General features: G+C 67.4%; 23 protein-coding genes. 10 read left to right on the top strand and 13 right to left on the bottom strand.

What is annotated here, in order from left to right:
• Positions 1–165: 165 nt before the first annotated feature.
• The 4 genes from ABZ942_RS05755 (at position 166) to cydC (ending at position 6,294) form a co-directional block, all read left to right on the top strand.
• Entirely contained in the window at positions 166–1,656 is a 1,491-nt protein-coding gene (locus ABZ942_RS05755) for a cytochrome ubiquinol oxidase subunit I (protein ID WP_357380326.1), read from the top strand.
• Between the two features lie 10 nt (positions 1,657–1,666).
• A complete protein-coding gene (gene cydB, locus ABZ942_RS05750; protein WP_357379511.1) occupies positions 1,667–2,698 on the top strand; it encodes a cytochrome d ubiquinol oxidase subunit II in 1,032 nt (343 codons plus the stop codon).
• 3 nt (positions 2,699–2,701) lie between these two features.
• Entirely contained in the window at positions 2,702–4,522 is a 1,821-nt protein-coding gene (locus ABZ942_RS05745) for an ATP-binding cassette domain-containing protein (RefSeq protein ID WP_357379509.1), read from the top strand.
• 98 nt (positions 4,523–4,620) lie between these two features.
• Positions 4,621–6,294 (top strand): thiol reductant ABC exporter subunit CydC, encoded by a 1,674-nt coding sequence (cydC, locus tag ABZ942_RS05740; RefSeq protein ID WP_357380325.1) that lies wholly within the window; start codon positions 4,621–4,623, stop codon positions 6,292–6,294.
• A 358-nt stretch (positions 6,295–6,652) separates the two neighbouring features.
• On the opposite strand, the gene ABZ942_RS05735 is transcribed toward cydC, so the two are convergent.
• The 6 genes from ABZ942_RS05735 to ABZ942_RS05710 form a co-directional block, all read right to left on the bottom strand.
• A complete protein-coding gene (locus ABZ942_RS05735) occupies positions 6,653–7,360 on the bottom strand; it encodes an FABP family protein (RefSeq protein WP_357379507.1) in 708 nt (235 codons plus the stop codon).
• A 191-nt stretch (positions 7,361–7,551) separates the two neighbouring features.
• Positions 7,552–7,857: a DUF1416 domain-containing protein gene (locus tag ABZ942_RS05730; RefSeq protein WP_040730884.1), complete on the bottom strand. Its 306-nt coding sequence runs from the start codon at positions 7,855–7,857 to the stop codon at positions 7,552–7,554.
• 5 nt (positions 7,858–7,862) lie between these two features.
• The gene (locus tag ABZ942_RS05725) at positions 7,863–8,696 is read right to left on the bottom strand and encodes a sulfurtransferase (protein WP_357379505.1); all 834 of its coding nucleotides are present in this window, start codon (positions 8,694–8,696) and stop codon (positions 7,863–7,865) included.
• Between the two features lie 28 nt (positions 8,697–8,724).
• On the bottom strand, positions 8,725–9,297 hold the full coding sequence (locus ABZ942_RS05720) for a DUF4395 domain-containing protein (protein WP_357379503.1): 573 nt from the start codon (positions 9,295–9,297) through the stop codon (positions 8,725–8,727).
• Between the two features lie 287 nt (positions 9,298–9,584).
• A complete protein-coding gene (locus tag ABZ942_RS05715) occupies positions 9,585–10,025 on the bottom strand; it encodes a thioredoxin family protein (protein WP_357379501.1) in 441 nt (146 codons plus the stop codon).
• A complete protein-coding gene (locus ABZ942_RS05710; RefSeq protein ID WP_357379499.1) occupies positions 10,022–10,828 on the bottom strand; it encodes a DUF2993 domain-containing protein in 807 nt (268 codons plus the stop codon). The genes ABZ942_RS05715 and ABZ942_RS05710 overlap by 4 nt, the downstream gene beginning before the upstream one ends.
• Before the next feature lie 232 nt (positions 10,829–11,060).
• Between ABZ942_RS05710 and ABZ942_RS05705 the strand changes: the two genes are divergently transcribed.
• The 6 genes from ABZ942_RS05705 to pstB all read left to right on the top strand — a co-directional run bounded on the left by ABZ942_RS05705 (position 11,061) and on the right by pstB (position 17,063).
• Complete coding sequence (locus ABZ942_RS05705) at positions 11,061–11,825, top strand: response regulator transcription factor (protein ID WP_357379497.1); 765 nt, start codon at positions 11,061–11,063, stop codon at positions 11,823–11,825.
• Positions 11,826–12,030: 205 nt separating this feature from the next.
• Positions 12,031–12,951 (top strand): mycothiol synthase, encoded by a 921-nt coding sequence (gene mshD, locus ABZ942_RS05700; RefSeq protein WP_357379495.1) that lies wholly within the window; start codon positions 12,031–12,033, stop codon positions 12,949–12,951.
• A 242-nt stretch (positions 12,952–13,193) separates the two neighbouring features.
• On the top strand, positions 13,194–14,312 hold the full coding sequence (gene pstS, locus ABZ942_RS05695) for a phosphate ABC transporter substrate-binding protein PstS (RefSeq protein ID WP_357379493.1): 1,119 nt from the start codon (positions 13,194–13,196) through the stop codon (positions 14,310–14,312).
• 91 nt (positions 14,313–14,403) lie between these two features.
• Complete coding sequence (pstC, locus tag ABZ942_RS05690) at positions 14,404–15,375, top strand: phosphate ABC transporter permease subunit PstC (RefSeq protein WP_357380324.1); 972 nt, start codon at positions 14,404–14,406, stop codon at positions 15,373–15,375.
• Complete coding sequence (gene pstA, locus ABZ942_RS05685; RefSeq protein ID WP_357379491.1) at positions 15,375–16,277, top strand: phosphate ABC transporter permease PstA; 903 nt, start codon at positions 15,375–15,377, stop codon at positions 16,275–16,277. Before pstC ends, pstA begins: the two co-directional genes overlap by 1 nt.
• Before the next feature lie 9 nt (positions 16,278–16,286).
• On the top strand, positions 16,287–17,063 hold the full coding sequence (gene pstB / locus ABZ942_RS05680) for a phosphate ABC transporter ATP-binding protein PstB (protein ID WP_357379488.1): 777 nt from the start codon (positions 16,287–16,289) through the stop codon (positions 17,061–17,063).
• Between the two features lie 136 nt (positions 17,064–17,199).
• Here the strand turns inward: pstB and phoU are convergent, their stop codons facing one another.
• From phoU to ABZ942_RS05645, 7 genes are all read right to left on the bottom strand, one after another.
• The gene (gene phoU / locus ABZ942_RS05675) at positions 17,200–17,862 is read right to left on the bottom strand and encodes a phosphate signaling complex protein PhoU (RefSeq protein ID WP_357379486.1); all 663 of its coding nucleotides are present in this window, start codon (positions 17,860–17,862) and stop codon (positions 17,200–17,202) included.
• A 100-nt stretch (positions 17,863–17,962) separates the two neighbouring features.
• Entirely contained in the window at positions 17,963–20,224 is a 2,262-nt protein-coding gene (locus ABZ942_RS05670) for an LCP family protein (RefSeq protein WP_357379484.1), read from the bottom strand.
• Between the two features lie 190 nt (positions 20,225–20,414).
• Entirely contained in the window at positions 20,415–21,557 is a 1,143-nt protein-coding gene (gene dusB / locus ABZ942_RS05665) for a tRNA dihydrouridine synthase DusB (RefSeq protein ID WP_357380323.1), read from the bottom strand.
• 124 nt (positions 21,558–21,681) lie between these two features.
• A complete protein-coding gene (locus tag ABZ942_RS05660; protein WP_357379482.1) occupies positions 21,682–22,560 on the bottom strand; it encodes an SDR family oxidoreductase in 879 nt (292 codons plus the stop codon).
• A gap of 64 nt (positions 22,561–22,624) precedes the next feature.
• The gene (locus ABZ942_RS05655; protein WP_357379480.1) at positions 22,625–23,059 is read right to left on the bottom strand and encodes an SRPBCC family protein; all 435 of its coding nucleotides are present in this window, start codon (positions 23,057–23,059) and stop codon (positions 22,625–22,627) included.
• 45 nt (positions 23,060–23,104) lie between these two features.
• Positions 23,105–24,304 carry a lipid-transfer protein gene (locus ABZ942_RS05650; protein WP_357379478.1) on the bottom strand — a complete coding sequence of 400 codons (1,200 nt, stop codon included), beginning with the start codon at positions 24,302–24,304 and terminating at the stop codon, positions 23,105–23,107.
• Entirely contained in the window at positions 24,301–25,221 is a 921-nt protein-coding gene (locus tag ABZ942_RS05645; RefSeq protein ID WP_357379476.1) for a MaoC/PaaZ C-terminal domain-containing protein, read from the bottom strand. The genes ABZ942_RS05650 and ABZ942_RS05645 overlap by 4 nt, the downstream gene beginning before the upstream one ends.
• Between the last annotated feature and the right edge of the window lie 47 nt (positions 25,222–25,268).

Below are 25,268 nucleotides of genomic sequence, written 5' to 3'. Positions count from 1 at the left end.
GCGTGATGTGCGTCCTACTCGCATGACCTTTTGTAGGGGGACGAGCTCGGAAAACCGCCGTTTTGAGGCCGAAAGTCCCGGTGTGTCGTGGCCAAGGACTCATTGTTCCTGATCTCCTCCGACGTACTATTACTACGTCATGTCGTAGACGGCGAGGAGGTCGTGTTGGACGCCCTGGACATCTCTCGATGGCAGTTCGGCATCACGACGGTCTACCACTTTTTGTTGGTGCCGCTGACTATTGGACTTGCTCCTTTGGTCGCCGCCATGCAGACCGCCTGGGTGATCACCGGCAAGGATCATTGGCTTCGACTGACCAAGTTCTTCGGCAAGCTTTTTCTCATCAACTTCGCGCTCGGTGTGGCCACCGGCATCGTGCAGGAGTTCCAGTTCGGGATGAACTGGAGCGAGTACTCGCGCTTCGTCGGTGATGTGTTCGGCGCGCCACTCGCGCTGGAAGGTCTGGTCGCCTTCTTCATGGAGTCGACCTTCCTCGGGTTGTGGATCTTCGGCTGGTCCCGATTGCCGAAACTCGCGCACCTGGCGACGATTTGGATGGTCGCGATCGGCGTGAACGCGTCGGCGTACTTCATCGTCGCCGCGAACTCGTTCATGCAGCATCCGGTCGGGGCACGGTTCAACCCGGCGACCGGACGGGCCGAGCTCGACAGCATTGTCGCGGTGCTCACGAACAACACACTGCTGGCGGCCTTTCCGCACGTGGTCGCCGGATCCTTTGTCACGGCAGGCACTTTCGTGGCCGGCATCGCGGGCTGGTGGATGGTGCGCAAGGCACGCAGCGGCGATGCCGCTCAGTTGACGGAGGCGCGCACCATGTGGCGGCCGGTGGCGCTGGTCGGCACCTGGGTGATGCTGGTGTCGCTGGTCGGCTTGTTCTTCACCGGTGACACGCAGGGCAAGCTGATGTTCGAGCAGCAGCCGATGAAGATGGCCTCGGCGGAATCGTTGTGCCACACCGAAACCGATCCCGACTTCTCCATTCTGACCGTTGGCACGCACAACAACTGCGACAGCGTCACGCACGTGCTCGAGGTGCCGGTGGTGCTGCCGTTCCTGGCCAAGGGCCAGTTCAGCAACGTCACCCTGCCCGGCGTGGTCGACCTGCAGAAGGAATACAACGACAAGTACGGCGTCGGCGACTACCGGCCGAACCTGTTCGTCACCTACTGGTCGTTCCGCGCCATGATCGGCCTGGCGGCGGGCTCGGCCCTGCTTGCCCTGGCCGGGCTGTGGCTGACCCGCCGCGGCCGGGTGCCGAACCAGCGCTGGTTCTCCTGGCTCAGCGTGCTGATGATTCCGACGCCGTTCCTGGCCAACAGCGCGGGCTGGGTGTTCACCGAAATGGGCCGCCAACCTTGGGTTGTCGCGCCCAACCCGACGGGCGATCTGAACCTGCGGCTGATGGTGCAGCAGGGCGTCTCGAACCATTCGGCCGGCGTGGTGCTGTTCTCGCTGATCGTCTTCACACTGCTGTACGGCTCACTGGCGGTCGTCTGGTTCTACCTGATGCGGCGCTACGTGATCCACGGCCCTGATCCGGCGGCGGTGGTCGCCGATGGGCCCGGCGACACCGGTGGCCCCGGTAGGCCTCGCACTGAAGAGCCTGCCGTCGAACAACTTTCGTTCGCGTACTAGGGAGCCGACGATGAGTCTGCAAGAGTTCTGGTTCGTGCTGATCGGGGTGCTGTTCACCGGGTACTTCGTGCTGGAGGGCTTCGACTTCGGGGTCGGGATGCTGATGCCGATCCTCGGGCGGGGTTCCGATACCCGAAGGCGGGTGGTGCTCAACACGATCGGTCCGGTGTGGGACGGCAACGAGGTGTGGGTGATCACCGCCGGTGGCGCCATGTTCGCGGCGTTCCCCGAGTGGTACGCGAGCATGTTCTCCGGCTTCTACCTGGCACTGCTGTTGCTGCTCGTCGCGCTGATCTTGCGCATCTGCGCCATCGAATACCGCGGCAAGATCAACGATCCGCGCTGGCGGGCCCGCTGCGACCTCGGCATCGGAATCGGTTCCTGGATACCGGCACTCGCGTGGGGCTGGGTCTTCGCCAATATCGTGCGCGGGGTGCCGTTGAACGAGAAGAAACAGTTCGCCGGTTCGGTGTGGGACCTGCTCGGGCCGTACGCCCTGCTCGGCGGGCTCACCACCGCGCTGCTGTTCGCCCTGCACGGAGCGGTCTTCCTCGGCCTGAAGACCGGTGGCGAGGTGCGCGACGACGCGCAGCGCACGGCGAAGCTGCTGCTGGTGCCGACGGTCGTGGTCGTCGGTGTGTTCGGGTTCTGGACGCAGCTGGCCTACGGCACCGGATGGACGTGGATTCCGTTGGCGCTCGCGGTGATCGGGCTCGTCGCCGCCGCGGTCTCGGTGTTCGCCGACCGAGACGGGTGGGCCTTCCTCGGCACCACCGTCACGGTGGCGGCGGCGACCACGCTGCTGTTCGGGTCGTTGTTCCCGAATGTGTTGCCTTCCACCATCGATGCGGCGTTCAACCTGACCATCCACAACGCGTCGTCCACCCCGTACACGCTGAGGGTGATGAGCTGGGCGGCGGTGCTCGTCACGCCGGTTGTGCTGGTCTACCAGGGCTGGACGTACTGGGTGTTCCGCAAGCGGATCACCGTCGACCAGATTCCCGCGCCGGTCGGCTTGCCGCTAGGACCCGTGAAGGACTGAGCTATGGCCCGCCCGCCGATCGATCCGCGCCTGTGGCGATATGCCCGCTCGGCCCGCCGCTACCTCGCGCTGAGTGTCGCACTGTCCGCGCTGATCACGGGATCGATCGTGGTCGCGGCGATCATGCTGGCTCGAGTGCTGGCCGGGGTCGTCACTGATCCCAGCCGGCGCACGCTGGCCGCGTGGACGACGGAACTGCTCGTGCTCGCGCTGGCCATCGTCTGCCGGGTGCTTGCCACTTGGCTGCAATCGCGGCTGGCGCATCGGGCGGGGGCCGGCGTGGTGGCGGAGCTCGAAACCGCCGTGCTCACCGCGGGTGCTCGGCTGCCACCGCGGGAACTCGAAAGCCGCAGAACCGAACTCGCGGTGGTGGTGGGCACCGGATTGTCCGGGCTGCGCGGGTATCTGATCGGATACGTTCCCGCCCTGCTGCTTGCGGTTCTGGTGCCGCCGATCGTGCTGGCGGTCATCGCGATTCATGATCCGATCTCAGGTCTGATCGTGGTGGTCACGTTGCCACTGATTCCGGTCTTCATGATCCTGATCGGGCTGCTGACCCAGGGGCGGGCCGAGGCGACATTGGCCGCCACCACTCGGCTGTCGGATCAACTGCTCGATCTGTTCGCCGGTATGCCGACGCTACGGGCCCTCGGGCGAGAGCGCGGCGAATCGGTGTTGCACGAGCGGGATTCGAGACCGGACAGTGGCACCGACGGGAGTTCGGCACCGGGCGATGATGATTCGTCGGCGATGCGGGCCGGCACGATGGCGCATCGCGTGCGCGAGCTCGGCGATGCGTTGCGGCAGCGGACCATGCGGGCGCTGCGGATCGCGTTTCTGTCCTCGATGGTGCTGGAGCTGCTCGCGACGCTGAGCGTGGCGCTGATCGCGGTGTCCATCGGCCTGCGGCTGGTGTACGGCGAGATGAGCCTGTACGCGGGCCTGGTTGCCCTTGTGCTGGCTCCGGAGGTGTATCTGCCACTGCGGATGGTGGGGGAGCGGTTCCATGCCGCACAGGACGGAATGGCGGCCGCCGACAAGGCCTTCGCCGTTCTCGAATCCGTGCCGGAATCAACAGATTCCCGCGCCCGAACCGGCGATGCCACCGAGCCGTGGCGCTGTGCCGGAGTCGTCCGGCTGCGCGACCTTGCCATTGCGGCGCGCAACGGCTTTGCACCTGTTGGGTTGTCGGCGGAACTGCGTCCTGGTGCGGTGACGGTGCTCGCCGGACCGAACGGCAGCGGGAAGTCGACGGCGGCACAAGCGATCCTCGGCCTGATCGTGCCGGACCGCGGGTCGGTGACCGTCGACGGCGTCGACCTGCGTGACCTGGATCAGGACGACTGGTGGGCACACGTGGCGTGGCTGCCACAGCGACCGGTCCTGGTGCCCGGCACATTGCGCGAAAACCTGGAACTGTTCGGCGCACAGGCCGAGTCGCCGGCCGCCCACGGCCCCACCCGGGTCGTCGACGACCTCGAAGCCGCCTGCGCGGCTACCGGATTCGACACGGTGCTGGACGAGTTGCCCGACCGCTGGGACACCGTCGTCGGCTCCGGTGGTGTCGGCCTGTCCCTCGGCCAACGCCAGCGACTCGCACTCACCAGAGTCTTGGCCGCCGACCGCCCCATCCTGCTCCTCGACGAGCCGACCGCCCACCTCGACGCCGACAGCGAAACCGCGGTCCTCGCGGCCCTCCGACAGCGCGCCCGAGACGGCGCCACCGTGATCGTGATCGGCCACCGCCCAACGGTTCTCGCCGCGGGCGACCATGTGGTTCAGGTGCGCGCGGCCGCCGACGAGCTGGCGGAGGCGGGTCGATGAGCACGACATATGGCATTCGTGCGACAAGCGGTGCGCAGGATCGTGGCACGCCGCCGATCAGCGGCGACCGCCCATCACTGTTCGGCGATCTGCGGCGAATGTGGGGGCTGCTGGAGCTGTCCCGGTTGCGGGTTGCGGTGGCGATCGCGTGGGGAGTACTGGCCCTCGGCAGTGGGCTCGGGCTGGCTGCGCTCGCCGCGTGGCTGATTGCCCGGGCGTGGCAGATGCCGCCGGTGCTGGATCTGAGCATTGCCGTGGTGACCGTGCGGGCGCTGGGGATTTCGCGTGGCCTGGCCCGGTATCTGGAACGGCTGGCCACCCACGATGTCGCGCTGCGGGCGATGGCGACGGCGCGCACCACGGTGTATCGGACACTGGCCGGATCCGACTTCTGGCTGCGCAGGCCATCCGGTCCGCGGTCGGCTGCGCGGCGGTCCGGCGATACCGGGCCGCTGCGGCGCGGCGACCTGCTTGTCCGAATCGGCAGCGACATAGACGATCTCGGCGCTGTCGTGGTTCGCGTATTCGTTCCGGTCGCGGTCGCCGTCGTGTTGTCCGCGATCGCGACCGGCCTGCTCGCGACGATCTCGGTGGCCGCGGCCGCGATTCTGGCGGGGGCACTGGCGCTTTCCGGGATGCTCGCCCCTTGGCTGTCGGCACAGGCCGCGCGCGAGGCGGAGCGGGCCGTGCGCGCGGACCGGGCGGAATTCACCGCGCAGGCCCTCACCGTGCTCGATCATGCGGCCGAATTGCGGGTCGCGGGTCGGCTGGACGCGGCACTCGCCGCGGCTACCAAGGCATCTCGACAGGCGGTCGAGGCGGAGGACAGCGCGGCTGCCCGCAGCGCGTGGTCGGCGGCGGCCACCCCGCTCTCGATCGGCGCCAGCGTGCTGGGAGCCTTGCTGATCGGCATCACCCTGTACGGCCCGTCCGGCGGTGCGCCGGGGGCGATGACACCGATGGCGCTCACCGTGCTTGTGCTGCTGCCACTTTCGGCCTTCGAGGCGGTCGCCCCGCTTCCCGCCGCGGCGCAGTCGCTGACCACCGCTCGGGCCGCTCTGCATCGGCTGGTCCGGCTCGACGGCGGCACTCGGGTGGACGGCGATGGGACCGTCGGCGGTCGAGCAGGTGACGATGCCCTCGAAGTGCAACTGTCCCAACAGCTTCCGGAGATTCCGCCGGGCCGTCGGATCGCGGTCGTCGGCCCGAGCGGCGCCGGGAAGACCACCCTGCTGATGATGTGGGCGGGCCTGTTCGATACCCCCCGAACCGGCGCCACCTTCTTTGCCGAAGACGCCCACCTGTTCGGCACCTCGGTGCTGGAGAATCTGCGCGTCGCGCGCGGCGACGTCACCGCGGAAGAGGCCGAAACTGCCCTGCGCACAGTAGGTCTCGGCGACTGGCTGGACTCGCTGCCGAAGGGTGTACACACCGACCTGGTCGGTGGCGCCGCCGCTGTTTCCGGCGGGCAACGCCGCCGCATCCTGCTCGCCCGAGCGCTCGTCTCACCGGCTCGGGTGTTGCTGCTCGACGAACCGACCGAACATCTCGAGGCCGAGGCGGGCGCACAGCTACTGTGCGACTTGCTCGATCTCGACAGCGGCTTGGTCGCACCCGATCGAACTGTGGTCGTCGTCACACATCAACTGCCGCCGGACAATCGCGCCGACGTGATCGTCCGAGTCGACGCATCAGCGCAGGTGAAGGCCGATTTCGTGGATCACTCGGTCCCCACTTCCGCCCACCGCGAAATTCCGTTGCCGACCCGCTGACTCCTCGCTAAATTCGTCAGTACACAAGGAAGGAGGTGGTTCGACGAATGTATGTTCAAAGGACTCGTGAGGTGGCTGCGCGCTAGCGCCACCGCTGCAGGTGATTCGCCGCGCGAGCGTTAGCGAATTCCACGCAGTCACCCGGCCCCCGAGCCCCCGTTTGAGTCCGAACGGGACCCGTGCACTAACCCCGCACCGGTAAGGCTCGGGGGCCGTTCTTGTTCCGCCTCTCCGCGTATTCAGGCCAGACTCGTGTGCCGCGATAGTTGCGTTGGCGACCGGCGGTGAGGTGCTGGGGGAGCTAGCCCGTACCCGGTGAGTTACCCATGTTCTCGCGAGATCAGCGGGCGGGTTCGATTTAGCCGATGTAGCGCTGGAGGCGGGCCGAGAGGCGGGGTTCGAGGGGGCCGTCGGCCACCACACGCTCCTCGACGTAGGCCAGGTCGCCGCCCTCGACGATGCCGTAGAGACGTTTCGCGCCGCCGACGACGATGCCGGACTGGCTGCGGATGACCACGTCGGTGGCGAGCTCCCAGGAGGACTGAGTGAGGGCCTGGCCGTAGAACAGCTCGACGATGCCGGTGCTGTGCGTGAGCAGCAGCTCGATGACCTCGTCGTTGCCGTCGATGCCGACCCGCCAGAAGCCGCTCTCGCGCAGATCGGGGCCGTTGTAGGCGCCCTCGCTGTCGAGCACCCAGGAGCGGGACTCCCAGGACAGGTAGTCGCCGCCGTCGTGCGCCACGATGATCTGCTGACCGAACCGGTAGTCGCCGGTCTCGGGGTGATTGCCCTCGCCCTCGCCGCGCCACACGCCGACCATGGGCAGCAGCGCGAGCATGGAGGAACTCAGATCCGGCCCGAGTCGCAGGTTCGCGGTGTCCTCGGGCAGCGGCAGATCGGGCAGCACCGGAATGTTGCGGGCACCGGTCGACTTCGCCCGCTCGACGGCCTCGGACACGGCCTGATCGCCGCTTCGGCGACCAGCCGATTCGGCGGAGCCGTTCCCGTTCAGTTGTTCACTCGCTTGCTCGGCCGGATTGGAACCTTCGCTCGCGAGATCACTCATGATTCGGTGAACAGCCGGTAGAAGACGTACAGGCCGAACCAGCCGATGAGGATGGCGACGGCCACCAGCAGAATCTCGAAGAAGAGGACCACATTTGGAGTCTAACGACAACCACCGCCGGATATGCAGACGACCCCGGTGCTTCCCGTCATACTGGGGAAGCCCGGGGCCGTTAGCTGCGTACGGTTGTCTTACTTGGCGACCGCGACATCCACGGGATGAATACCCGCGCCTTCCGGACGAACCTCCGCCGAGCCGTTACCGGCCGAGGAGAGCGCCCGCAGCGTCCACGCACCCGGCGCGGCGAAGAAGCGGAAGTCACCGGTGCCGGAGGCGACGACCTCGGCGGTGAAGTCACCGTTGCCGTCGAGCAGGCGCACGAACGCGCCGCCGACCGGCTGACCGTCGGTGCTCAGGACGCGGCCGGTGATGACCGTCTCCTTCTCCACATCGACGCCGGCGGGAATGGCCTGACCCTGGGTAGGTGCTGCGCACATGTTGTTTACGCTCCCAACTCGATCGGTGCACCGACGAGGGAGCCGTATTCGGTCCAGCTCCCGTCGTAGTTCTTGACATTGCTGTGGCCGAGCAGTTCCTGCAGCACGAACCAGGTGTGCGAGGAACGCTCACCGATGCGGCAGTAGGCGATGGTCTCCTTCTTGCCGTCCAAGCCCGCTTCTTTGTAGATCTCGGTGAGCTCGGCGTCGGACTTGAAGGTGCCGTCCTCGTTCGCGGCCTTGCTCCACGGCACGTTGATGGCGGTGGGGATGTGGCCGGGACGCTGGCTCTGCTCCTGCGGCAGGTGCGCGGGCGCCAGGATCTTGCCGGAGAACTCGTCGGGCGAACGGACGTCGACCAGGTTCTTGGTACCGATGGCGGCGATGACCTCGTCGCGGAACGCGCGGATGGTCACGTCGGGGGCGGCGGCCTTGTACTGGGTGGCCGGGCGGCTGACGCCGTCGGTGGACAGCGGACGGCCGTCGAGCTCCCACTTCTTGCGGCCACCGTCGAGCAGCTTGACGTTGTTGTGGCCGTACAGCTTGAAGTACCAGTAGGCGTACGCGGCGAACCAGTTGTTGTTGCCGCCGTACAGGACTACCTCGTCGTCGTTCGCGATGCCGCGCGCCGAGAGCAGGTCGGAGAACTGCTCCTGGTTCACGAAGTCACGACGAACTTGATCCTGCAGGTCCTTCTTCCAGTCGAGCCGGACGGCACCTTCGATGTGGCCACCGTCATAGGCGGAGGTGTCCTCGTCGACCTCGACGAAGACGATGCCGGGGGCGTTGAGGTTCTCTTCGGCCCAGTCCACGGAGACCAGGACATCGGAGCGAGCCATGTTGTTCCTTTCAGAGATGACTTGCGGATCAGTTCGGCGCCGGGGACCCGGCGGTGTGAACGTCAGCCCCGGAGGCGGTAGCTTGCGTAACCACGGAGGGGCCGTGAACACCGCCAGTAGGAGCAGCAGTCCGGCGGAAACGGGCGACCAGGGGATAGATCTGGCAACCCAGGCAGATCCCGAACGCCGCGTTCAAGAACGCGGCGAACAGGGCAAAGCCGGCGAAGACCGCGCCGACAACTGTGGAGCCGAGCGCGAAGCCCAGCAGGCTGACCACGGCGAAGACCAGGCCGAGCAGCTGCGCGAACTTCAGCGGCGGCACGGGTTCGGTCTCGGTGGTCGGGGCCACCCGCGGCGCGACGAATTTCGCGTAGAGGCGGCCGTACGGGTGCTTGCGCGGACCGTAGGCGGCGCCGACCGCGAAGACGACGGCCTGGACGGCGATGAGCACCGCGGCGGCGACGGGGGAGAAGATGGCGGCGATCAGTACCAGCACGAGGACGGCGGTGGTGACCCACGCGGCGAAGCGGGGTCCACGAACATCGACCTGCCCGTTGACAATTGGCTGATTCTGCGAAGTATTACGGATTTCAGTGGACATTGTGCGTACTCCTGCGCTGGATGCGACTGGTGGCTGGAAAATTGCCAGTTCGCCGGGGGATCAACGAGATCACTCGCACGGCGGACACAGGTCGGCGTCAGGAAATCTGAGAAAGCCGACCGCTCAGCGGCACAGGCAGCAACAACCACCGAGGCGGCACAGGTCAACTGTGCGGCGTCGGGTGAGCATCAGCTCGTGGTTGTAAAGCACGAATGCAGTTTACCTAATCGGGCGGGAGAAAAGGACCCCGGGTCGATCACAGCTTTCCGGGGAACCTGTCAAGGCCGCTAAGCGGCGATGGTCAGCGGCTCGAGCGCGGAACGCAGATCGGTCACCTTCGGCACGCCGGAGATCCGAAAGCGTTCGCGGCCTTCACTATCGAAGACGAACGTGGTCGGCAACGAGAGCACGTTCAGTTCCTTGGCGAGCACCGGCTCGGCGTCGATGTCCACCTCGATGTCCAGCGGTGGCTGCGGCGACTCGGCCAGCTGTCCGGTGACATCGGCGACGACGCGGCGCACCGCGGCGCAGGGGCCGCACCAGTCGGCGGAGAAATGCAGCACGGCCGGACCGGATCCGGTCACCCCGACCGACGCGAGCAGATCGGCCCGCACGGACTGGGTTTCGACGACATCGGCGACGCGGACCTTGCCGTCGCGGCCGCGCAGCACCAGGCCGACCGCCAGCGCGGCCAGCAACATCACTGCGAGGATTGTGATTTCGATCATGGTTGCTGCAATCGGTCGAGGTCGATCGTCACGTTCACACCCTTGCCCTCCGCCACGATCCACCCGCCGTCGGCGCGCACCTTGGTGGGATGGACACCGAACGGCAATTCCTTGATGTCGATAGTACGGGTGAATCGCGCGAGCACCGCGGGACGAATGGCCTCGGGGATGGCGTCCTCCGGGATCGTCTTCTCGTTGCCCGGCTGTGCGCAGAAGCCCGTCGCGACGACCTTCACCTGGTCCCCGTCGACCGACAGGTCGGCCTGCACGAAGACCTTGCTACTGCCGTACTGGGTGGCCGGCAATTCCGGCAGGCTCCCGAGCAGGCACAGCGGCTCGTCGCCGGTCGAGGTCATCCCGGATCCGCCCGAACCGCCGGTGCCGTCGGACTTGTCCTGCTGTGGGCCGCGTACCTGCAGGTCGGGGATGCTGAACAGCCTGCCGAGCTCGGTCGGTCCGATCCGCAGCGAGCTCGCCACCTGCTCCGCGGGCACGTTGCGCAGGCTGCCGTCGACCAGATCGTGCAGGGGTATCCGCACACCGGTCAGATTCGCCTCGAATTCGTATTCCCCGGGCGTATGCGGGAAGTTGCCACTCGCTCTGATCCAGACGTCGTCGTAGCGTCCGCCGACCGCCTGGCCGAGGAACGAAACCCCGCGGATGGCCACCGACGGATCGGCGGGTAGATCGGCGCCCTGGCGCAGCGCGCGCGAGACCCGATATTCCGAATAGGCCGCGACGCTGAAATCAATGACTACTGCCAGTCCCGCGAGAATCAGCAGCCCGATGATGAGCTTGCGCATTGCTGAACCTTACAGAGCGCTCGCGAGTCGCGAATGCGCGAGGTTGCATCGGGACGGGGCGCTACGGTGCATTTCTGGTATCAGACATATCACTCGGCCGGACTCGGCTACCCGGATGGCGAGGTCATCGGGGTTGACGCGCTAATCTTGCATCCGAATTACCTGTGATCAGCGACGTGGCCCCCGGCAGTGCGGCTGTTGTCCTCGGAGCTACGAGATGGGAGGAGAGCTTGTGGAGCTGCTCCTGCTGACCTCCGACCCCAATCCCGACGCGGTGTTGCCCTCGCTGTCGTTGCTGGCGCACAACGTGCGTCCGGCGCCGACCGAGGTCTCTTCGCTGCTGGAAGCGGGTACCGCGGACGTCGCACTGGTCGACGCGCGCACCGACCTGGCCGCCGCGCGCGGCCTGTGCCGCCTGCTCGGCAGCACCGGGTCATCGGTGCCGGTGGTCGCCGTGCTCACCGAGGGTGGCCTGGTCGCGGTGAACGCCGACTGGGGACTCGACGACATCCTGCTGCCCGGCACCGGTCCGGCCGAACTCGACGCCAGGCTGCGACTGCTCGTCGGCCGCAACGGCGGCGTGGCCAGCCCGGAGAACTCCGGCAAGATCACCCTCGGCGAGTTGGTGATCGACGAGGGCACCTACACCGCCCGCCTGCGCGGGCGCCCGCTCGACCTGACCTACAAGGAATTCGAGCTGCTCAAATACCTCGCGCAGCATGCGGGCCGGGTGTTCACCAGGGCCCAGCTGCTGCAAGAGGTGTGGGGCTACGACTTCTTCGGTGGCACCCGCACCGTCGATGTGCACGTTCGTCGACTGCGCGCCAAGCTCGGCACTGAGTACGAATCGCTCATCGGCACCGTGCGCAACGTCGGCTACAAGGCGGTGCGGCCGTCCAGAACGGCGGCCAAGGGTGACTCGGTCCAGGCATCGGAGGACGAGCCGGAGGGCACGGACGACGCGCCGCTCGCTCCGGTCAACGGCTCCCTGCAGTGAGCTCGGTGGCCCTGCCGCCCAATCCGAAACACCAGCACGTCATTATGTGTTCGCGTCGCGTTCAGCGCGACCGGCACGGTGTTCGAAGCGCAGCGACGGGGCCGCATCTCGGCCTGCCGCTGTCGCGAAATGCAGGGCTACGCAATGACGTTGTCCGGGTAGGTATCCCGCTCGGGATGCCGCGCAGCGCGAGGAATGGAGCCCGATGAACGGCGTGGCAACACAGTGGACCGAGCGGCTGGATTCGGCTGCGGCCGCTGATGTTCGGCAACTGCTCGAACGCGCGATCGGCGCCGACGGTGTCGCCCCCATCTCCGAACAGGCGGTTCTGTCGCTGAGCGCGGGCGATGACCCCGCGGTGCGGCACCTGATCGCCATGCGCGACGACGTGATCGCGGGCTACGCGAACCTGGTTCCGGCGCACGGCGAACATCCGGCGATGGCCGAGGTCGTGGTCGATCCGCCCGAGCGTGGGCAGGGTATCGGCACCGGCTTGGTCGCCGCGGCACTCGCCGAGGGCGGCGCGGGCACCCGGGTGTGGGCGCACGGAAATCTTCCTGCCGCCAAGGCGGTTTCCGAGCGGCTCGGCCTGAGCACCGCGCGCGAGCTCTGGCAGATGCGCCGCGCTCTGGCAACGCCTGAGCTACCGGAAATTGCCGCGCGTGGCCGAGTGACAATCCGCACCTACGCCGGGCCCTCCGACGACGCCGAATTGCTGCGGGTGAACAACGCCGCTTTCGCCTGGCACCCGGAGCAGGGTGGCTGGACCGAACGCGACATCGAGGCGCGCCGGGCCGAGTCGTGGTTCGACCCGAAGGGTCTGTTCCTCGCGACCGACACCGCCGAGCCCGGCCGCGTCCTCGGATTCCATTGGACCAAGGTGCATTACGACGAGAACCCGGCCGTCGGCGAGGTCTACGTAGTAGGCATCGACCCGGCCGCGCAGGGGCGCGGACTCGGCCGCCTGCTGACCCTGGTCGGCCTGCATCATCTGCGCGATCGCGGCCTCGCCGAAGTACTGCTCTACACCGAGGCCGACAACACCGCCGCCGTGCACACTTACACCCGGCTCGGGTTCACTCCCGCGCACATCGACGTCGCCTATTCGGCGGCCTCAGCTGAATAGCGGGTGCCCCTTCGGGGGTGTCTGAGTAAAACTGCGGCAAATGTCACACATAACGGGCTCAATCGCGCTTGCCTGTTCACCTGTAGTTCACTCAGTTCGGTCCAACTGTCAACCCCGTGACTTTACGTTGATTGGTGGGCAGCCCACGGCTGCCTGGTGCGCAAGTTCCCCGCGAACAGCACCACATCACCCGTCCGGGCCGGTGAGGGACCGGGCGAGTTGGACGCCTTTCCGGAGGAATAGTGAATCTCAAGCGCAGCAGCGCCCTCGTTGGTGTGCTGGCCGTTGGTGCCATGACGCTCGCCGCCTGTGGCAGCGACGACAACACCAGCACCGGCAACAACGGCGGCACCACTGCCAAGTCGGACATCGCCTGCGGTGGCAAGAAGGCGCTCAAGTCGAGCGGCTCCTCCGCGCAGAAGAACGCGATGGACCGCTTCGTCGCGGCCTACGAGGCCAACTGCGACGGCAGCACGCTGAACTACACCTCGAGCGGCTCCGGCGCCGGCGTCAACGAGTTCATCGGCAGCCAGACCGATTTCGGTGGCTCCGACTCGCCGCTGAGCGCGTCGAAGGGTGAGACCACCAAGGCCCAGGACCGCTGCGGCGCCCCGGCCTGGAACCTGCCGACCGTGTTCGGTCCGATCGCGATCACCTACAACATCGACGGCGTCTCCGACCTCGTGCTGGACGGCCCGACCGCCGCCAAGGTGTTCAACGGCACCATCGCCACCTGGGACGCCCCCGAGATCAAGGCACTGAACCCGAGCGCCAAGCTGCCCTCGGACAAGATCGCGGTGATCTTCCGCAGCGACGAGTCGGGCACCACCGACAACTTCCAGCTCTACCTGGACGCGGCGTCGGACGGCGCCTGGGGCAAGGGTGCGGGCAAGGCGTTCGCCGGCGGTGTCGGTGAGGGTGCGAAGGGCAACGAGGGCACCTCGGCCGCCATCAAGAGCACCAAGAACGCGATCACCTACAACGAGTGGTCGTTCGCGAAGTCGCAGAACCTGGCCATCGCGCAGATCGTCACCTCGGCGAGCAAGGACCCGGTCAAGCTGACCGCGGCCTCGGCGGGCAAGGCCATCGACGGCGTGAAGGTCAAGGGCGAGGGCAACGACCTGGTGCTCGACACCAGCTCGTTCTACAAGCCCACCGAGGCCGGTGCGTACCCGATCATGCTGGCCACCTACGAGATCGTCTGCTCGAAGTACAGCGACGCGGACACCGCCAAGGCGGTCAAGGCGTTCCTGACCTCGGCGACCACCAACGGCCAGAAGGGTCTCGACGAGGCCGGGTACGTCCCGATCCCGGACAAGTTCAAGACCCGCCTGACCACCGCAATCAACGCCATCTCCTGATCGCACAGTAGTAATGACCGTGCACCCCGAGGTGACCGCCGCGGGCTCGTCGGATTCGACGGGCCCGCGGGCGGCCGGAGACATTGCCCCCATGTCGAGTGATCCGAGCACCGAGCCTGCCAAAAAGGTTCGCCCCGCCCACAGCAATCGAGCCGAGATCATCTTCCGGTCTCTGGCCACCGCTTCGGGCGCGACCATCGTCGCCGCCATCGCGCTCATCGCGCTATTCCTGTTGATCCGCGCGGTGCCGTCGGTCATGGCGAACGACGCGAACTTCTTCACCAGTACCGAGTTCAACACCACCAACGCCGATCACCTGCGGTTCGGCATCCGCGACCTGTTCATGGTGACGGTGCTGAGCGCGATCTTCGCGCTGGTGATCGCGGTGCCGATCGGCGTCGGTATCGCGCTGTTCCTGACCCACTACGCGCCGAAGGTGCTGGCGCGCCCGTTCGCGATGCTCGTCGACCTGCTCGCCGCAGTGCCGTCGATCGTGTTCGGCCTGTGGGGCTTCCTGGTGCTCGCGCCGAAGATCGAACCGGTGCAGACGTTCTTGAACGACAAGCTCGGCTGGTTCTTCCTTTTCTCCGACGGCAATGTCTCGATCGCCGGTGGCGGCACCATCTTCACCGCGGGCGTGGTGCTCGCGGTGATGATCCTGCCGATCATCACCTCGGTTTCCCGTGAGGTCTTCAATCTCACCCCGCCCGCGCACATCGAGGCCGCCCACGCGCTGGGTGCCACGAAGTGGGAGATGGTGCGGATGACGGTGCTGCCCTACGGTCGCAGCGGTGTGATCGCCGGCTCCATGCTCGGCCTCGGCCGCGCGCTCGGCGAGACCATCGCGGTGCTGGTCGTGCTGCGGACCTCGGCGCAGGCCGGACACTGGTCGGTATTCGACGGTGGTTACACGTTCGCGTCCAAGATCGCTTCCGCGGCTTCGGAATTCAGTTCGCCGCTGCCGACCGGCGCCTACATCGCGGCAGGCTTCGTGCTGTTCGCGCTGACCTTCGTCGTCAACGCGCTGGCGCGGCTCGCCGCGGGCGGAAGGGTGAACGGGTGATGACAACGACAACGCTCGACAAGCCGATCAAGGCGCCGACGTTCCGTGACGTCAGCACCAGCCGCAAGATCCGCAACAACCTCGCGACCGGCGTGGTCTGGTTGTGCTTCGCGATCGCGCTGGTTCCGCTGGCCTGGGTGCTCATCATGGTGGTGAGTAAGGGCTTCGAATCGGTTGTCTCCCTTGACTGGTGGCAGAAGTCGCAGAAGGGCATCCTGCCCGATCAGTCCGGTGGCGGTGTGTACCACGCCATCTACGGCACCATCGTGCAGTCCGCGGTCGCCGCGGTGATCGCGGTGCCGCTGGGCATCATGGCCGCCGTCTACCTGGTCGAATACGGCCGCGGCTGGCTGGCCAAAACCACTACGTTCATGGTCGACATCCTCGCGGGTGTGCCGTCCATCGTCGCGGCGCTGTTCATCTTCGCGCTGTGGATCGCCACCCTCGGCGCACCGCAGAGCGCGTTCGCGGTGTCGCTGGCGCTGGTGCTGCTGATGCTGCCGGTGGTGGTGCGCAGCTCCGAGGAAATGCTGAAGCTGGTACCGGACGAACTGCGTGAGGCGTCCTACGCGCTCGGCATCCCGAAGTGGAAGACCATCGCGCGGATCGTGGTACCGACCGCGCTGCCCGGCATGATCAGCGGCATCCTGCTCGCGCTCGCCCGTGTCATGGGCGAGACCGCGCCGGTGCTGGTGCTCGTCGGTTACAGCAAGTCGATCAACAGCAATCTCTTCGACGGCAACATGGCCTCGCTGCCGCTGCTGATCTACCAGGAGCTGTCGAACCCGGAGCCCGCGGGCCGGGCCAGGGTGTGGGGTGCGGCGCTGACGCTGATCCTGCTCATCGCGCTGCTGTACGCGGCGGCCGCGGTCGTCAACAAGCTGCTCACGCGGAATCGATAGGAAGTTCAGATGGCCAAGCGGATCGACGTCAAAGACCTCAATATCTTCTACGGGAAATTCCACGCGGTCGCCGATGTGGACCTGACCGTGCTGCCGCGCAGTGTCACCGCCTTCATCGGCCCGTCGGGTTGCGGTAAGTCCACCGTGCTGCGGTCGCTCAACCGCATGCACGAGGTGACCCCGAACGCCCGCGTCGAGGGCGCGGTGCTGCTCGACGGCGAGGACATCTACGGCTCGCAGGTCGACCCGGTGGGCGTGCGCCGCACCATCGGCATGGTGTTCCAGCGTCCGAACCCGTTCCCCACCATGTCGATTCGCGACAACGTGGTGGCCGGGCTGAAGCTGCAGGGCGTGCGCAGCAAGAAGGAACTCGACGAGGTCGCCGAGCGCTCGCTGCGCGGCGCCAACCTCTGGAACGAGGTGAAGGACCGCCTGGACAAGCCGGGCGGCGGCCTGTCCGGCGGTCAGCAGCAGCGGCTGTGCATCGCCCGCGCGATCGCGGTGTCGCCCGATGTGCTGCTGATGGACGAGCCCTGTTCGGCCCTGGACCCGATCTCCACGCTGGCGATCGAGGACCTGATCACCGAGCTGAAGAAGGAATTCACCATCGTCATCGTCACCCACAACATGCAGCAGGCTGCCCGCGTGAGTGACCAGACCGGCTTCTTCAACCTGGAGGCCCAGGGCAAGCCGGGTCGGCTGATCGAGATCGACGACACCGAGAAGATCTTCTCCAACCCCGGCCAGAAGGCGACGGAAGACTACATCTCCGGTCGGTTCGGTTAAGCAACGCGCGAAAAGGCCCGCACCTCATGGTGCGGGCCTTTTCGTGTATTCGAAGATGTTGTGTCGCAGCTGATCTCGGGAGTGGCAGGGACGAGTGGTCCGTGCCCTCGCGAAATCAGCTGCGGCCCGGAGTAACTCAGGCCTCGACGTCCGGGTCCGGCGGGAGAACGCCGGTGACGAGGAAGATGACGCGGCGGCCGATCTCGACGGCGTGGTCGGCGAAGCGCTCGTAGTAGCGGCCGAGCAGGGTGACGTCGACGGCGGCGGCGACACCGTACTTCCAGTCCCGGTCCATCAGCAGCGTGAACAGGTGACGGTGCAGGTCGTCCATCGCCTCGTCGTCCTCGTTGAGCTGCGCGGCGCGCTCCGGATCACGCGTCTCGAGCACCTCTTTGGCGCCGGCGCCCATGTTGACGGCGATGCGGCCCATCTCGGCGAAGTAGCCGTTGACCGCCTCGGGCAGCGCGTGATTGGGGTGGCGCCGCCGGGCCACCTTGGCCACGTGCAGCGCGAGCGCGCCCATCCGGTTGACGTCGGCCACGATCTGGATCGCGCTCACCACCTGTCGCAGGTCACCCGCGACCGGCGCCTGCAGCGCGAGCAGCGCGAACGCCCGCTCCTCGGCATCCTGGATCAGCTCGGCGATTCGGTCGGACTCGGTGATCACCTGCTCTGCCAGAGCGAGGTCGGCCTGGAGCAGTGACTGGGTGGCCCGGTCCATGGCCGAACCCGCCAGACCGGCCATCTCGCCCAACAGGTGGGCGAGGTCGGCCATTTGCTCGTTGTAGATGACACGCATAAAACCAGACATTAGTTCCCGGCGCTGACCATGTCACGAACGGAGGGTGAATGCCCGGTGCCGACCGTTAGCGGCGGTGTTGCCGCAGGTCGCGCCTCACCTATTTACAGGTCTCGTCCGCCGCGTTCACATGCTCCAGGTCGGACGGCAGGGTGACCGGCGTCGCAGGCGCCATCGCGGGCATGTTCGAGATGGGATCGCCGACCGGTGTCGGCGCTTTCACCGTGCCGTTGAAATCGCCGCCGATGACCACCTCGACGATGCCGCCGAGATCGTTCGCCGATTCCATCAGCGCGCCGGGGATCGAGCTGGCCACCGTGGCCGCGGCGGCCTCCTGCCCGGCCCCGTAGCGGACCTTGGAGGTGACCTCGCTACCGCCGGAGTAGTTGCCGATATTGAAGATCCCGAAGCCCTGGTTGCCGAGCTTGGTCGCCGCCCGCTGCGCCAGCCCCGAGGTGCCCGAGCCATTGGAGACCAGCAGCGACACCGTGCTCGGATCGACCGCGGTCAGCTTCGGCGGGGTGGGTGGCGCCGACGGGATGGAGCCGGGCGCCGGGGTGATCTTCTTCTCGCCGGGCAGCGGCTGGTCGTCGCGGATCGCCTTGAAGATCGCCTTGATGTCCTGCTCGCGTGGGATCTCGTTGCCGTAGGAGGTGGTGCCCGCGGTCGGGATGGTCAGGAAGGTGACGGTGCCCGCGTCCAGCTTCTGCAGCGAACGGCCGAGCGTGAGCAGGTCCTGGGGCGTGACCCGGTCGACCGAGGTGTGGGTGGTGAACGCGTTGATGAAGCCGTTCAGCTTGCCGGGATCGAAGAGCACCCGGCCGGAGAGCGCTCCGCGCAACAGCGAGGCCATGAAGCGTTGCTGCCGGTTGATCCGGTCGTAGTCGCTGCGCTCCTCGCCGTAGACGTGCCTGGCGCGCACGTAGTTCAGTGCGGTCGCGCCGTTGACCTTCTGCTTGCCCGGGTTCTCCAGCACGGTGCCGAGGACCTCGTCGTTGATCGGCTTCGGCGCGCATACCTCGACGCCGCCGATCTGATCGACCATGGCCTCGAAGCCCGCGAAGTCGACCGCGATGAAGTGATTGATCGCGCTACCGGTCATCCGCTGAATCGTGGTGAACAGGCACTTGGGTCCGCCGAGCGCGTAGACGGCGTTGAGCTTGTCGCCGATCGCGGACGGGAAGGTCTCACTGGTGTATTGGGCCTTGTCGTTGTCCCAGCCGTTGCACTGCGGCCTGGTGACGTCGAGGTCGCGCGGGAACGAGACGACCACGACGCGCGAACGGTTCTTCGGGATGTTCACCAGCATCACGGTGTCCGCGCGGGAACCCTCGGCGTCGTCGAGCGTGCCCGCACCGACCTGACTGTTCACCCCTGCCCGGGTGTCGGTGCCGACGAGCAGATAGTTCTCGTCACCCAGCTGCGCGTCGGAGTCGACGACGTCGTCGTTGTTGTCGACGATCGCCGAGATCTGGGTGAAGTTGTTGCCGGTGGTCCGCAGGTAGCTCCAGCCGCCGCCGGTGGTGAGCAGACAGAGCACCGCGAACATCGTCAGGGCGGTGCGCCCGGCCAGGCGCAGCCGCTTGTTGCGGCGCTGCTTGCTGGCGGCCAGCCGGGACAGCGGCGCGGCGCCGACGGACTTGGGTTGTGCGGCACCGGTTTCGTCGTTGGTCGGCCACTCGGTCTTCTTGCGCTTGGCGCGAGTTGTCTCCTCGAGCGGCGGCAGGATGTCGGTGACCTCTTCGGCCGTTTCCTTCGCCCGGGCCGGTGCGGCGGCTTTCCTGCTGTCCTCGGCCGGGCCGCGCCGGTTGGGGGTCCGGGCGGCGGGCGTGCCCGCGATGTCCTGGACGACCGGTGAACCGGCCGTGCGCGGTGGCGGGCCGTCGGCGGTGCGCCGGGGGGTTTGCTCGGTCGGGCGAGCCGGTGCTTGGCGCCGTGCGGCCGGATCGCCTTGACGGCGAGCGGCCTGGTCGGGTGGGCGCGATGCGTCACCTTGGCGGCGGGCGGCGGGATCCGGTTGGCGCGGCGCGTCGCCCTGGCGGCGCGGCGGCTCGGCCTGGCGCCGCTGGGTCGGCTCGGCCGGGCGTGGTTCCGGTCCCGGTTGGCGCGCGCCTCGAGGGGGCGCGGCGCCGGTCTCGGGGGCCGCTGCGGCGCGGCGGCCGCGGCGGCCGGAGCGTTCGTTGTCGACCTTCTGGACCAGGTCCTGCACGGTCAGCGGTGCGTTGCCCGCGTCGGCATCGGTGTGGCGGGATCGCCGGGCCGATCGAGAGTCGTCTCGATCGGTGTTGTCCTCCGTGGGATAGCGCTCCCACGGGGCGCGATCTCCGGGCCGAGGCGAACGCCCGTGCCGATCGTCACCCACCAACGAACCTCGCTTTTCGTCTACGTCGCCGCCTCGGGCCGTACTCGACCGGCATGACCGATTCCGCAATGATAACGATTCCGCCACGGCGAGCCACCTGAGTGCGAAATCGAATTGGCCACAGTCTGGTTTGGATACCCGATTCGCGATCGCTTCGCTCGGGTATCAGCCGTCCGTGATCGCCCGGATTTCAGCCGCCGCTGTGCATTACGTCGGCGCCGTGCGGGACCGAGGGGTCCTGCGGGTCGTCCAGCCAGCCGTGCGGCAGCGCGACTTTGCCTGGGGAGCCTTGTCTTCCGCGCGGACCCTCGGCGTCCCTGGGGAACGGAACCGTCGGATCAAGCTGTCCGACAAGGTCTTCCAGCTCGGTGAGGCGGGACACCATGGCGAACGAACGCCGCAGGTCGGCGCCGACCGGGAAGCCCATCAGGTACCAGGCCATGTGCTTGCGTAGATCGCGCATGGCCTTGTCCTCGCCGAGCAGGTCGGACAGCAGCGCCGCGTGCCGGTACAGCACCTCGCCGACCCGGCCGAGGTTCGGCGGCTCGGGCAGCTCCTCGCCGCGCAGCGCCGCCTGGAGTTCGGCGAACAGCCACGGTCGGCCGAGGCAGCCGCGGCCGACCACGACGCCGTCGCAGCCGGTTTCGGCCATCATCCGGACCGCGTCGGCGGCCGAGAAGATATCGCCGTTGCCGAGCACCGGAATCGTGCTGACGGCTTCCTTGAGCCGTGCGATGGCCGACCAGTCGGCCTGCCCGGAGTAGCGCTGCGCGGCGGTCCTGGCGTGCAGCGCAACCGCTTGCGCGCCTTCGGCTTCCGCGATGCGGCCCGCGTCGAGATGAGTCTGGTGTTCGTCGTCGATGCCGATCCGGAACTTCACCGTGATCGGGACGCCCGCCGGTTCGGCGGCGCGCACCATCGCGCGCACGATCTGGCTGAACAGCGCCCGCTTGTACGGCAGCGCGGCGCCGCCGCCGAGCCGGGTGACCTTGGGCACCGGGCAGCCGAAGTTCATGTCGATGTGATCGGCCCAGCCCTCGCCGACGATGATCCGCACCGCCTCGCCGAGGGTGGCCGGGTCGACACCGTAGAGCTGCATCGACCGCGGCGACTCGTCCGCGTCGAACGACATCATTTCGAGGGTCTTCTCGTTGCGCTCGACCACCGCCCGCGCGGTGATCATCTCGCAGACATAGATAGAGGTAGGGCTACCGAACTCGCGGCACAGCTTGCGAAACGCCAGATTCGTGATGCCCGCCATCGGCGCGAGCACCACCGCCGGATCGACCGGATACGGCCCGATCCGCAGCGCACTCTTCGCCCCGGTAGTCATCGTCACGCCGTCCAGTGTCTCATTTCCGCACGTTAGGGGCCTGTGCGGGCCCAGAGCGGCCGGTTGCGCCACCACGGCCGCCGCGTGGAACAGGCGCGACGGCCGTCGGGTGTGCCTTATCTCACTAGGCGATGTCCGGCAGTCGGTCTGCCAGATCGGCGAGCTGCCACGGGCCGTCGGTTTCGATGGTTTGGGTGGCGGTCCAGCCGTTGAGTGCGGAGATCGCGCCGCCCTGGACCGCGAAGACCTTGCCGGTGATGGGGCACTTCTCCTGGGCCAGGTAGGCGACGATGGGGGAGATGTTCTCCGGGGCGAAGGCGTCGAACTCGCCTTCGGGGACTTCCTCGGCGAACATCGCGCCCATGCCGGGGGTGGCCAGGGTGAGGCGGGTGCGGGCGACGGGGGCGATGGCGTTGGCGCGCACGCCGTATCGCTCCAGTTCGAGCGCGGCGACCTGGGTGAGGGCGGCGATGCCCGCCTTGGCGGCGCCGTAGTTGGCTTGGCCGGGGTTGGGCATGAAGGTGCCCGAGGCGGAGGCGGTGTTGATCACCGAGGCGGCGACCTGCTGGCCGGCCTTCGACTGTGCCTTCCAGTACGCGGCGGCGTGGTGCAGGACCGCGAAGTGGCCCTTGAGGTGTACCGCGATCACCGCGTCCCACTGCGCCTCGTCCATCGCGGCGATGAACGCGTCGCGCAGGATGCCCGCGTTGTTGACCAGGATGTCCAGCCCACCGAAGGCGGTGATCGCCTGCTCGACAAGGGCTTTCGCGCCCGACCAGTCGGCGATGTTCGCGGTGTCGGCCACCGCGCGCCCGCCGGCCGCGACGATCTCGTCGACCACCTGCTGGGCGGGTCCGGCGTCGGCGCCGACGCCCTCGTTGTTGCCGCCGAGGTCGTTGACCACGACGGCGGCTCCTTCGGCGGCGAGCAGTAGCGCGTGTGCCCGGCCGATGCCGCGGCCTGCGCCGGTGACAATGGCGACGCGTCCGTCCAGCGAACCCATGGTGTTCCTTTCGATTGCGGAGTGTTCGAAGCGCTTGCGAGCGCGGATGTGCGAGGCCGCGCGGTCAGGCGAGCAGACCGGCGAGGTTGACGAGGGAGGCTTCGAGTTCCTTGGTGGACGCGCGTTCGATCGCGCCGCCGATCGCGCCGACCATCATCTGACTGATGAACTCCGCGTCGATGGTGACCAGAGAAGCGTTGTCGCCCTTGGCCTGTACGGTGAGCGTGAAGCTGATCTGTGCCCCGGCCAGGCCGATGCCGGAGAACTTCGTCGAGTTCGGGGCGTCGTAGTCGTCCACGGTGAAGGTGATGGTGTTCGCCATCCCCATGATGGTGAGCACCTCGGTCATGGTGGCCCCGGCGGACAGCTGCGCGGGCGGCAGCTCCTTCCACTTGGTGTGCACGGTCAGCCACTCCTCGAAACGGTTCGGGTCGGACAGCACCGCCCACACCTTCTCCTGCCCGGCGGCAAACTCCTTGGAAACCTTGGCCTGTGCCATGGCGGTTCTCCTCTACTTCGATAAAACGATTGGCGTACTGCCGAATCAGCGATTCGCGGGTCGGTAAGCGGTGACGATGGCGGCGCCACCGAGGCCGATGTTGTGGGCGAGCGCGACTTTCGCGTCGCCGACCTGGCGGGCGTCGGCCTCGCCGCGCAGCTGCCAGGTCAGCTCGGCGCACTGGGCCAGGCCGGTGGCGCCGAGCGGATGTCCCTTGGAGATCAGGCCGCCGGACGGGTTGACCACCCAGCGCCCGCCGTAGGTGGTGTCCTCGGCGTCGATCAGCTTGTGTCCCTCGCCCACGCCGCACAGGCCGAGCGCCTCATAGGTGAGCAGCTCGTTGGGGGAGAAGCAGTCGTGCAGCTCGATCACGTCGAGGTCGTCGGGGCCGATGTCGGCCTGCTCGTACACCTTTCGCGCCGCGGCGGCGGTCATGTCGACGCCGACCAGTGAGCGCGCCGTCTTACTGGCGAAGGTGGATTCGAGGTCGGTCACCATGGCCTGGCCGACGATCTCCACGGCCCGCTCGCTCAGGCCGTGCTCGTCGACGAAGCGCTCACTGGCCAGCACCGCCGCGCCCGAACCGTCGGAGGTGGGCGAGCATTGCAGCCGGGTCAGCCCGAGCGGCTCGTAAACCATTTTGGCGCTGGTGATCTCGTCGAGGGTGTAGACATCCTGGAACTGGGCGTACGGGTTGTTCGCCGAGTGCCGGTGGTTCTTCTCCGCGATCTTGGCGAAATGCGCACGGGTGGAGCCGTATTGCTCCATGTGCTCGACCCCGGCCGCGCCGAACATCCAGGGCGCCACCGGCATTGCGAACTCGCGCAGCTGGGCCAGCGCCTCGATGTGGCGCAGCAGCGGCTGCTCGCGGTCGGTGTAGCCCGCCTCCAGCGATCCGGACTGCATCTTCTCGAAGCCGAGCGCCAGCGCGCAGTCGGCGAGCCCGCCGCGAATCGCTCTGGCCGCCAGGTACAGCGCCGTGGAGCCGGTGGAGCAGTTGTTGTTCACGTTGACCACCGGCAGCCCGGTCAGCCCGAGCTCGTAGATGGCGCGCTGCCCGCTGGTCGAATCGCCGTAGACGTAGCCGACATACCCCTCCTGCACCTGGTCGTAGCGGATGCCCGCGTCGGTGAGTGCCTTGCTGGCGGACTCCTTTGCCATGGCCGGGTAGTCCCAGCCTGCGCGGCGGCCCGGCTTCTCGAACTTGGTCATGCCGACACCGATGACAAAAACCCTGTTACTCATAGTGTTTCCTTGCCGATTGCGGGCTCGAACTCCGCGAGCCCGTCCTGGATGACGAATTGGTCGCTGTCGGAACAGGTTTCGAACGCGTAGCGGTCGCGCCCGTCCTGGCGGCCGGTCGCCCACGCCGCGGTGGTGATGGTCTGCGCCGGGAACGCGGGCGAACTCAACCGCACAGCAAGCCTTTTCAGGCGCGTCGGGTCGCCCGGGCTGATCCGGGTGATCAGCGCGTGCGAGATGAACGCGATGGTGCACAAGCCGTGGATGATGATGCCGGGCAGCCCCATCGCCTTGGCGAACTCGTCCACCAGGTGGATCGGCATCGGATCGCCCGCGGCTTCGGCATAGCGGAAGGTCTGGTCCGCGTCGAAGGTCTGCGGCGCGAGGAAATCCGGCTCGCGGGCCCGCAGGTTCTCGTCGAAGGCGTGCGCCGGGCTCGGCTCGCCGCGGACGCCGTCGAAGTGGCCACCGCGGAAGAAGCCGACGAAGTACTGCTCGTTGACGAGGTCGCCGCCGCCGACGCTGTAGGTCTCGATGTGCGAGGTGACAACCACCCCCGACGATTTGCCCTCGATCCCGATCGGCCTGGCGCGCACCTCCAGCGTCTCGCCGGGCTCGATCGGTCGATGGAACCGGAAGTCGTGCTCGCCGTGCAGGATCCGCAGCATCAGATCGTCGGGCACCACCGACATCGCCGCGTCGGCCATCATCACCGTGATCGGCACCACCGCGAAAACCGGTGGCGCGTATATCCCGGTGCGATGGTGTTCGAGCGGATCGTTCGTCGCGGCGGCGTAGGCGATGGTGCGCTCCCGATCCACCTCGAAGGTGTCGCGCGCACCCCAGTTGCCCAACCGCTCCAGGTTGAAGGTCGTCCCGTCCGTCACTGCCGCCTCACCGGTCGACGCGTCGTTACCCATACCGCAACGCTAGGAATCGGCGGCCGCGGCCGGGATGACCGCGCGGC

The sequence above is a fragment of the Nocardia sp. NPDC046473 genome, assembly GCF_040645995.1.
Taxonomy (GTDB): domain Bacteria; phylum Actinomycetota; class Actinomycetes; order Mycobacteriales; family Mycobacteriaceae; genus Nocardia.
This window is presented reverse-complemented; position numbering and strand designations above follow the sequence as displayed.

What these genes read in the sequence shown, in the direction of transcription:
- ABZ942_RS05720 (WP_357379503.1), bottom strand. Translation starts at nt 9,297, where the DNA reads ATGTCCACTGAAATCCGTAATACTTCGCAGAATCAGCCAATTGTCAAC.
- dusB (WP_357380323.1), bottom strand. Translation starts at nt 21,557, where the DNA reads ATGACTACCGGGGCGAAGAGTGCGCTGCGGATCGGGCCGTATCCGGTC.
- ABZ942_RS05645 (WP_357379476.1), bottom strand. Translation starts at nt 25,221, where the DNA reads ATGGGTAACGACGCGTCGACCGGTGAGGCGGCAGTGACGGACGGGACG.
- ABZ942_RS05710 (WP_357379499.1), bottom strand. Translation starts at nt 10,828, where the DNA reads ATGCGCAAGCTCATCATCGGGCTGCTGATTCTCGCGGGACTGGCAGTA.
- ABZ942_RS05715 (WP_357379501.1), bottom strand. Translation starts at nt 10,025, where the DNA reads ATGATCGAAATCACAATCCTCGCAGTGATGTTGCTGGCCGCGCTGGCG.
- ABZ942_RS05735 (WP_357379507.1), bottom strand. Translation starts at nt 7,360, where the DNA reads ATGAGTGATCTCGCGAGCGAAGGTTCCAATCCGGCCGAGCAAGCGAGT.
- ABZ942_RS05660 (WP_357379482.1), bottom strand. Translation starts at nt 22,560, where the DNA reads ATGGGTTCGCTGGACGGACGCGTCGCCATTGTCACCGGCGCAGGCCGC.
- ABZ942_RS05655 (WP_357379480.1), bottom strand. Translation starts at nt 23,059, where the DNA reads ATGGCACAGGCCAAGGTTTCCAAGGAGTTTGCCGCCGGGCAGGAGAAG.
- cydB (WP_357379511.1), top strand. Translation starts at nt 1,667, where the DNA reads ATGAGTCTGCAAGAGTTCTGGTTCGTGCTGATCGGGGTGCTGTTCACC.
- ABZ942_RS05745 (WP_357379509.1), top strand. Translation starts at nt 2,702, where the DNA reads ATGGCCCGCCCGCCGATCGATCCGCGCCTGTGGCGATATGCCCGCTCG.
- pstA (WP_357379491.1), top strand. Translation starts at nt 15,375, where the DNA reads ATGACAACGACAACGCTCGACAAGCCGATCAAGGCGCCGACGTTCCGT.
- phoU (WP_357379486.1), bottom strand. Translation starts at nt 17,862, where the DNA reads ATGCGTGTCATCTACAACGAGCAAATGGCCGACCTCGCCCACCTGTTG.
- mshD (WP_357379495.1), top strand. Translation starts at nt 12,031, where the DNA reads ATGAACGGCGTGGCAACACAGTGGACCGAGCGGCTGGATTCGGCTGCG.
- cydC (WP_357380325.1), top strand. Translation starts at nt 4,621, where the DNA reads ATGTGGGGGCTGCTGGAGCTGTCCCGGTTGCGGGTTGCGGTGGCGATC.
- ABZ942_RS05730 (WP_040730884.1), bottom strand. Translation starts at nt 7,857, where the DNA reads ATGTGCGCAGCACCTACCCAGGGTCAGGCCATTCCCGCCGGCGTCGAT.
- ABZ942_RS05725 (WP_357379505.1), bottom strand. Translation starts at nt 8,696, where the DNA reads ATGGCTCGCTCCGATGTCCTGGTCTCCGTGGACTGGGCCGAAGAGAAC.
- ABZ942_RS05650 (WP_357379478.1), bottom strand. Translation starts at nt 24,304, where the DNA reads ATGAGTAACAGGGTTTTTGTCATCGGTGTCGGCATGACCAAGTTCGAG.
- pstB (WP_357379488.1), top strand. Translation starts at nt 16,287, where the DNA reads ATGGCCAAGCGGATCGACGTCAAAGACCTCAATATCTTCTACGGGAAA.
- pstC (WP_357380324.1), top strand. Translation starts at nt 14,404, where the DNA reads ATGTCGAGTGATCCGAGCACCGAGCCTGCCAAAAAGGTTCGCCCCGCC.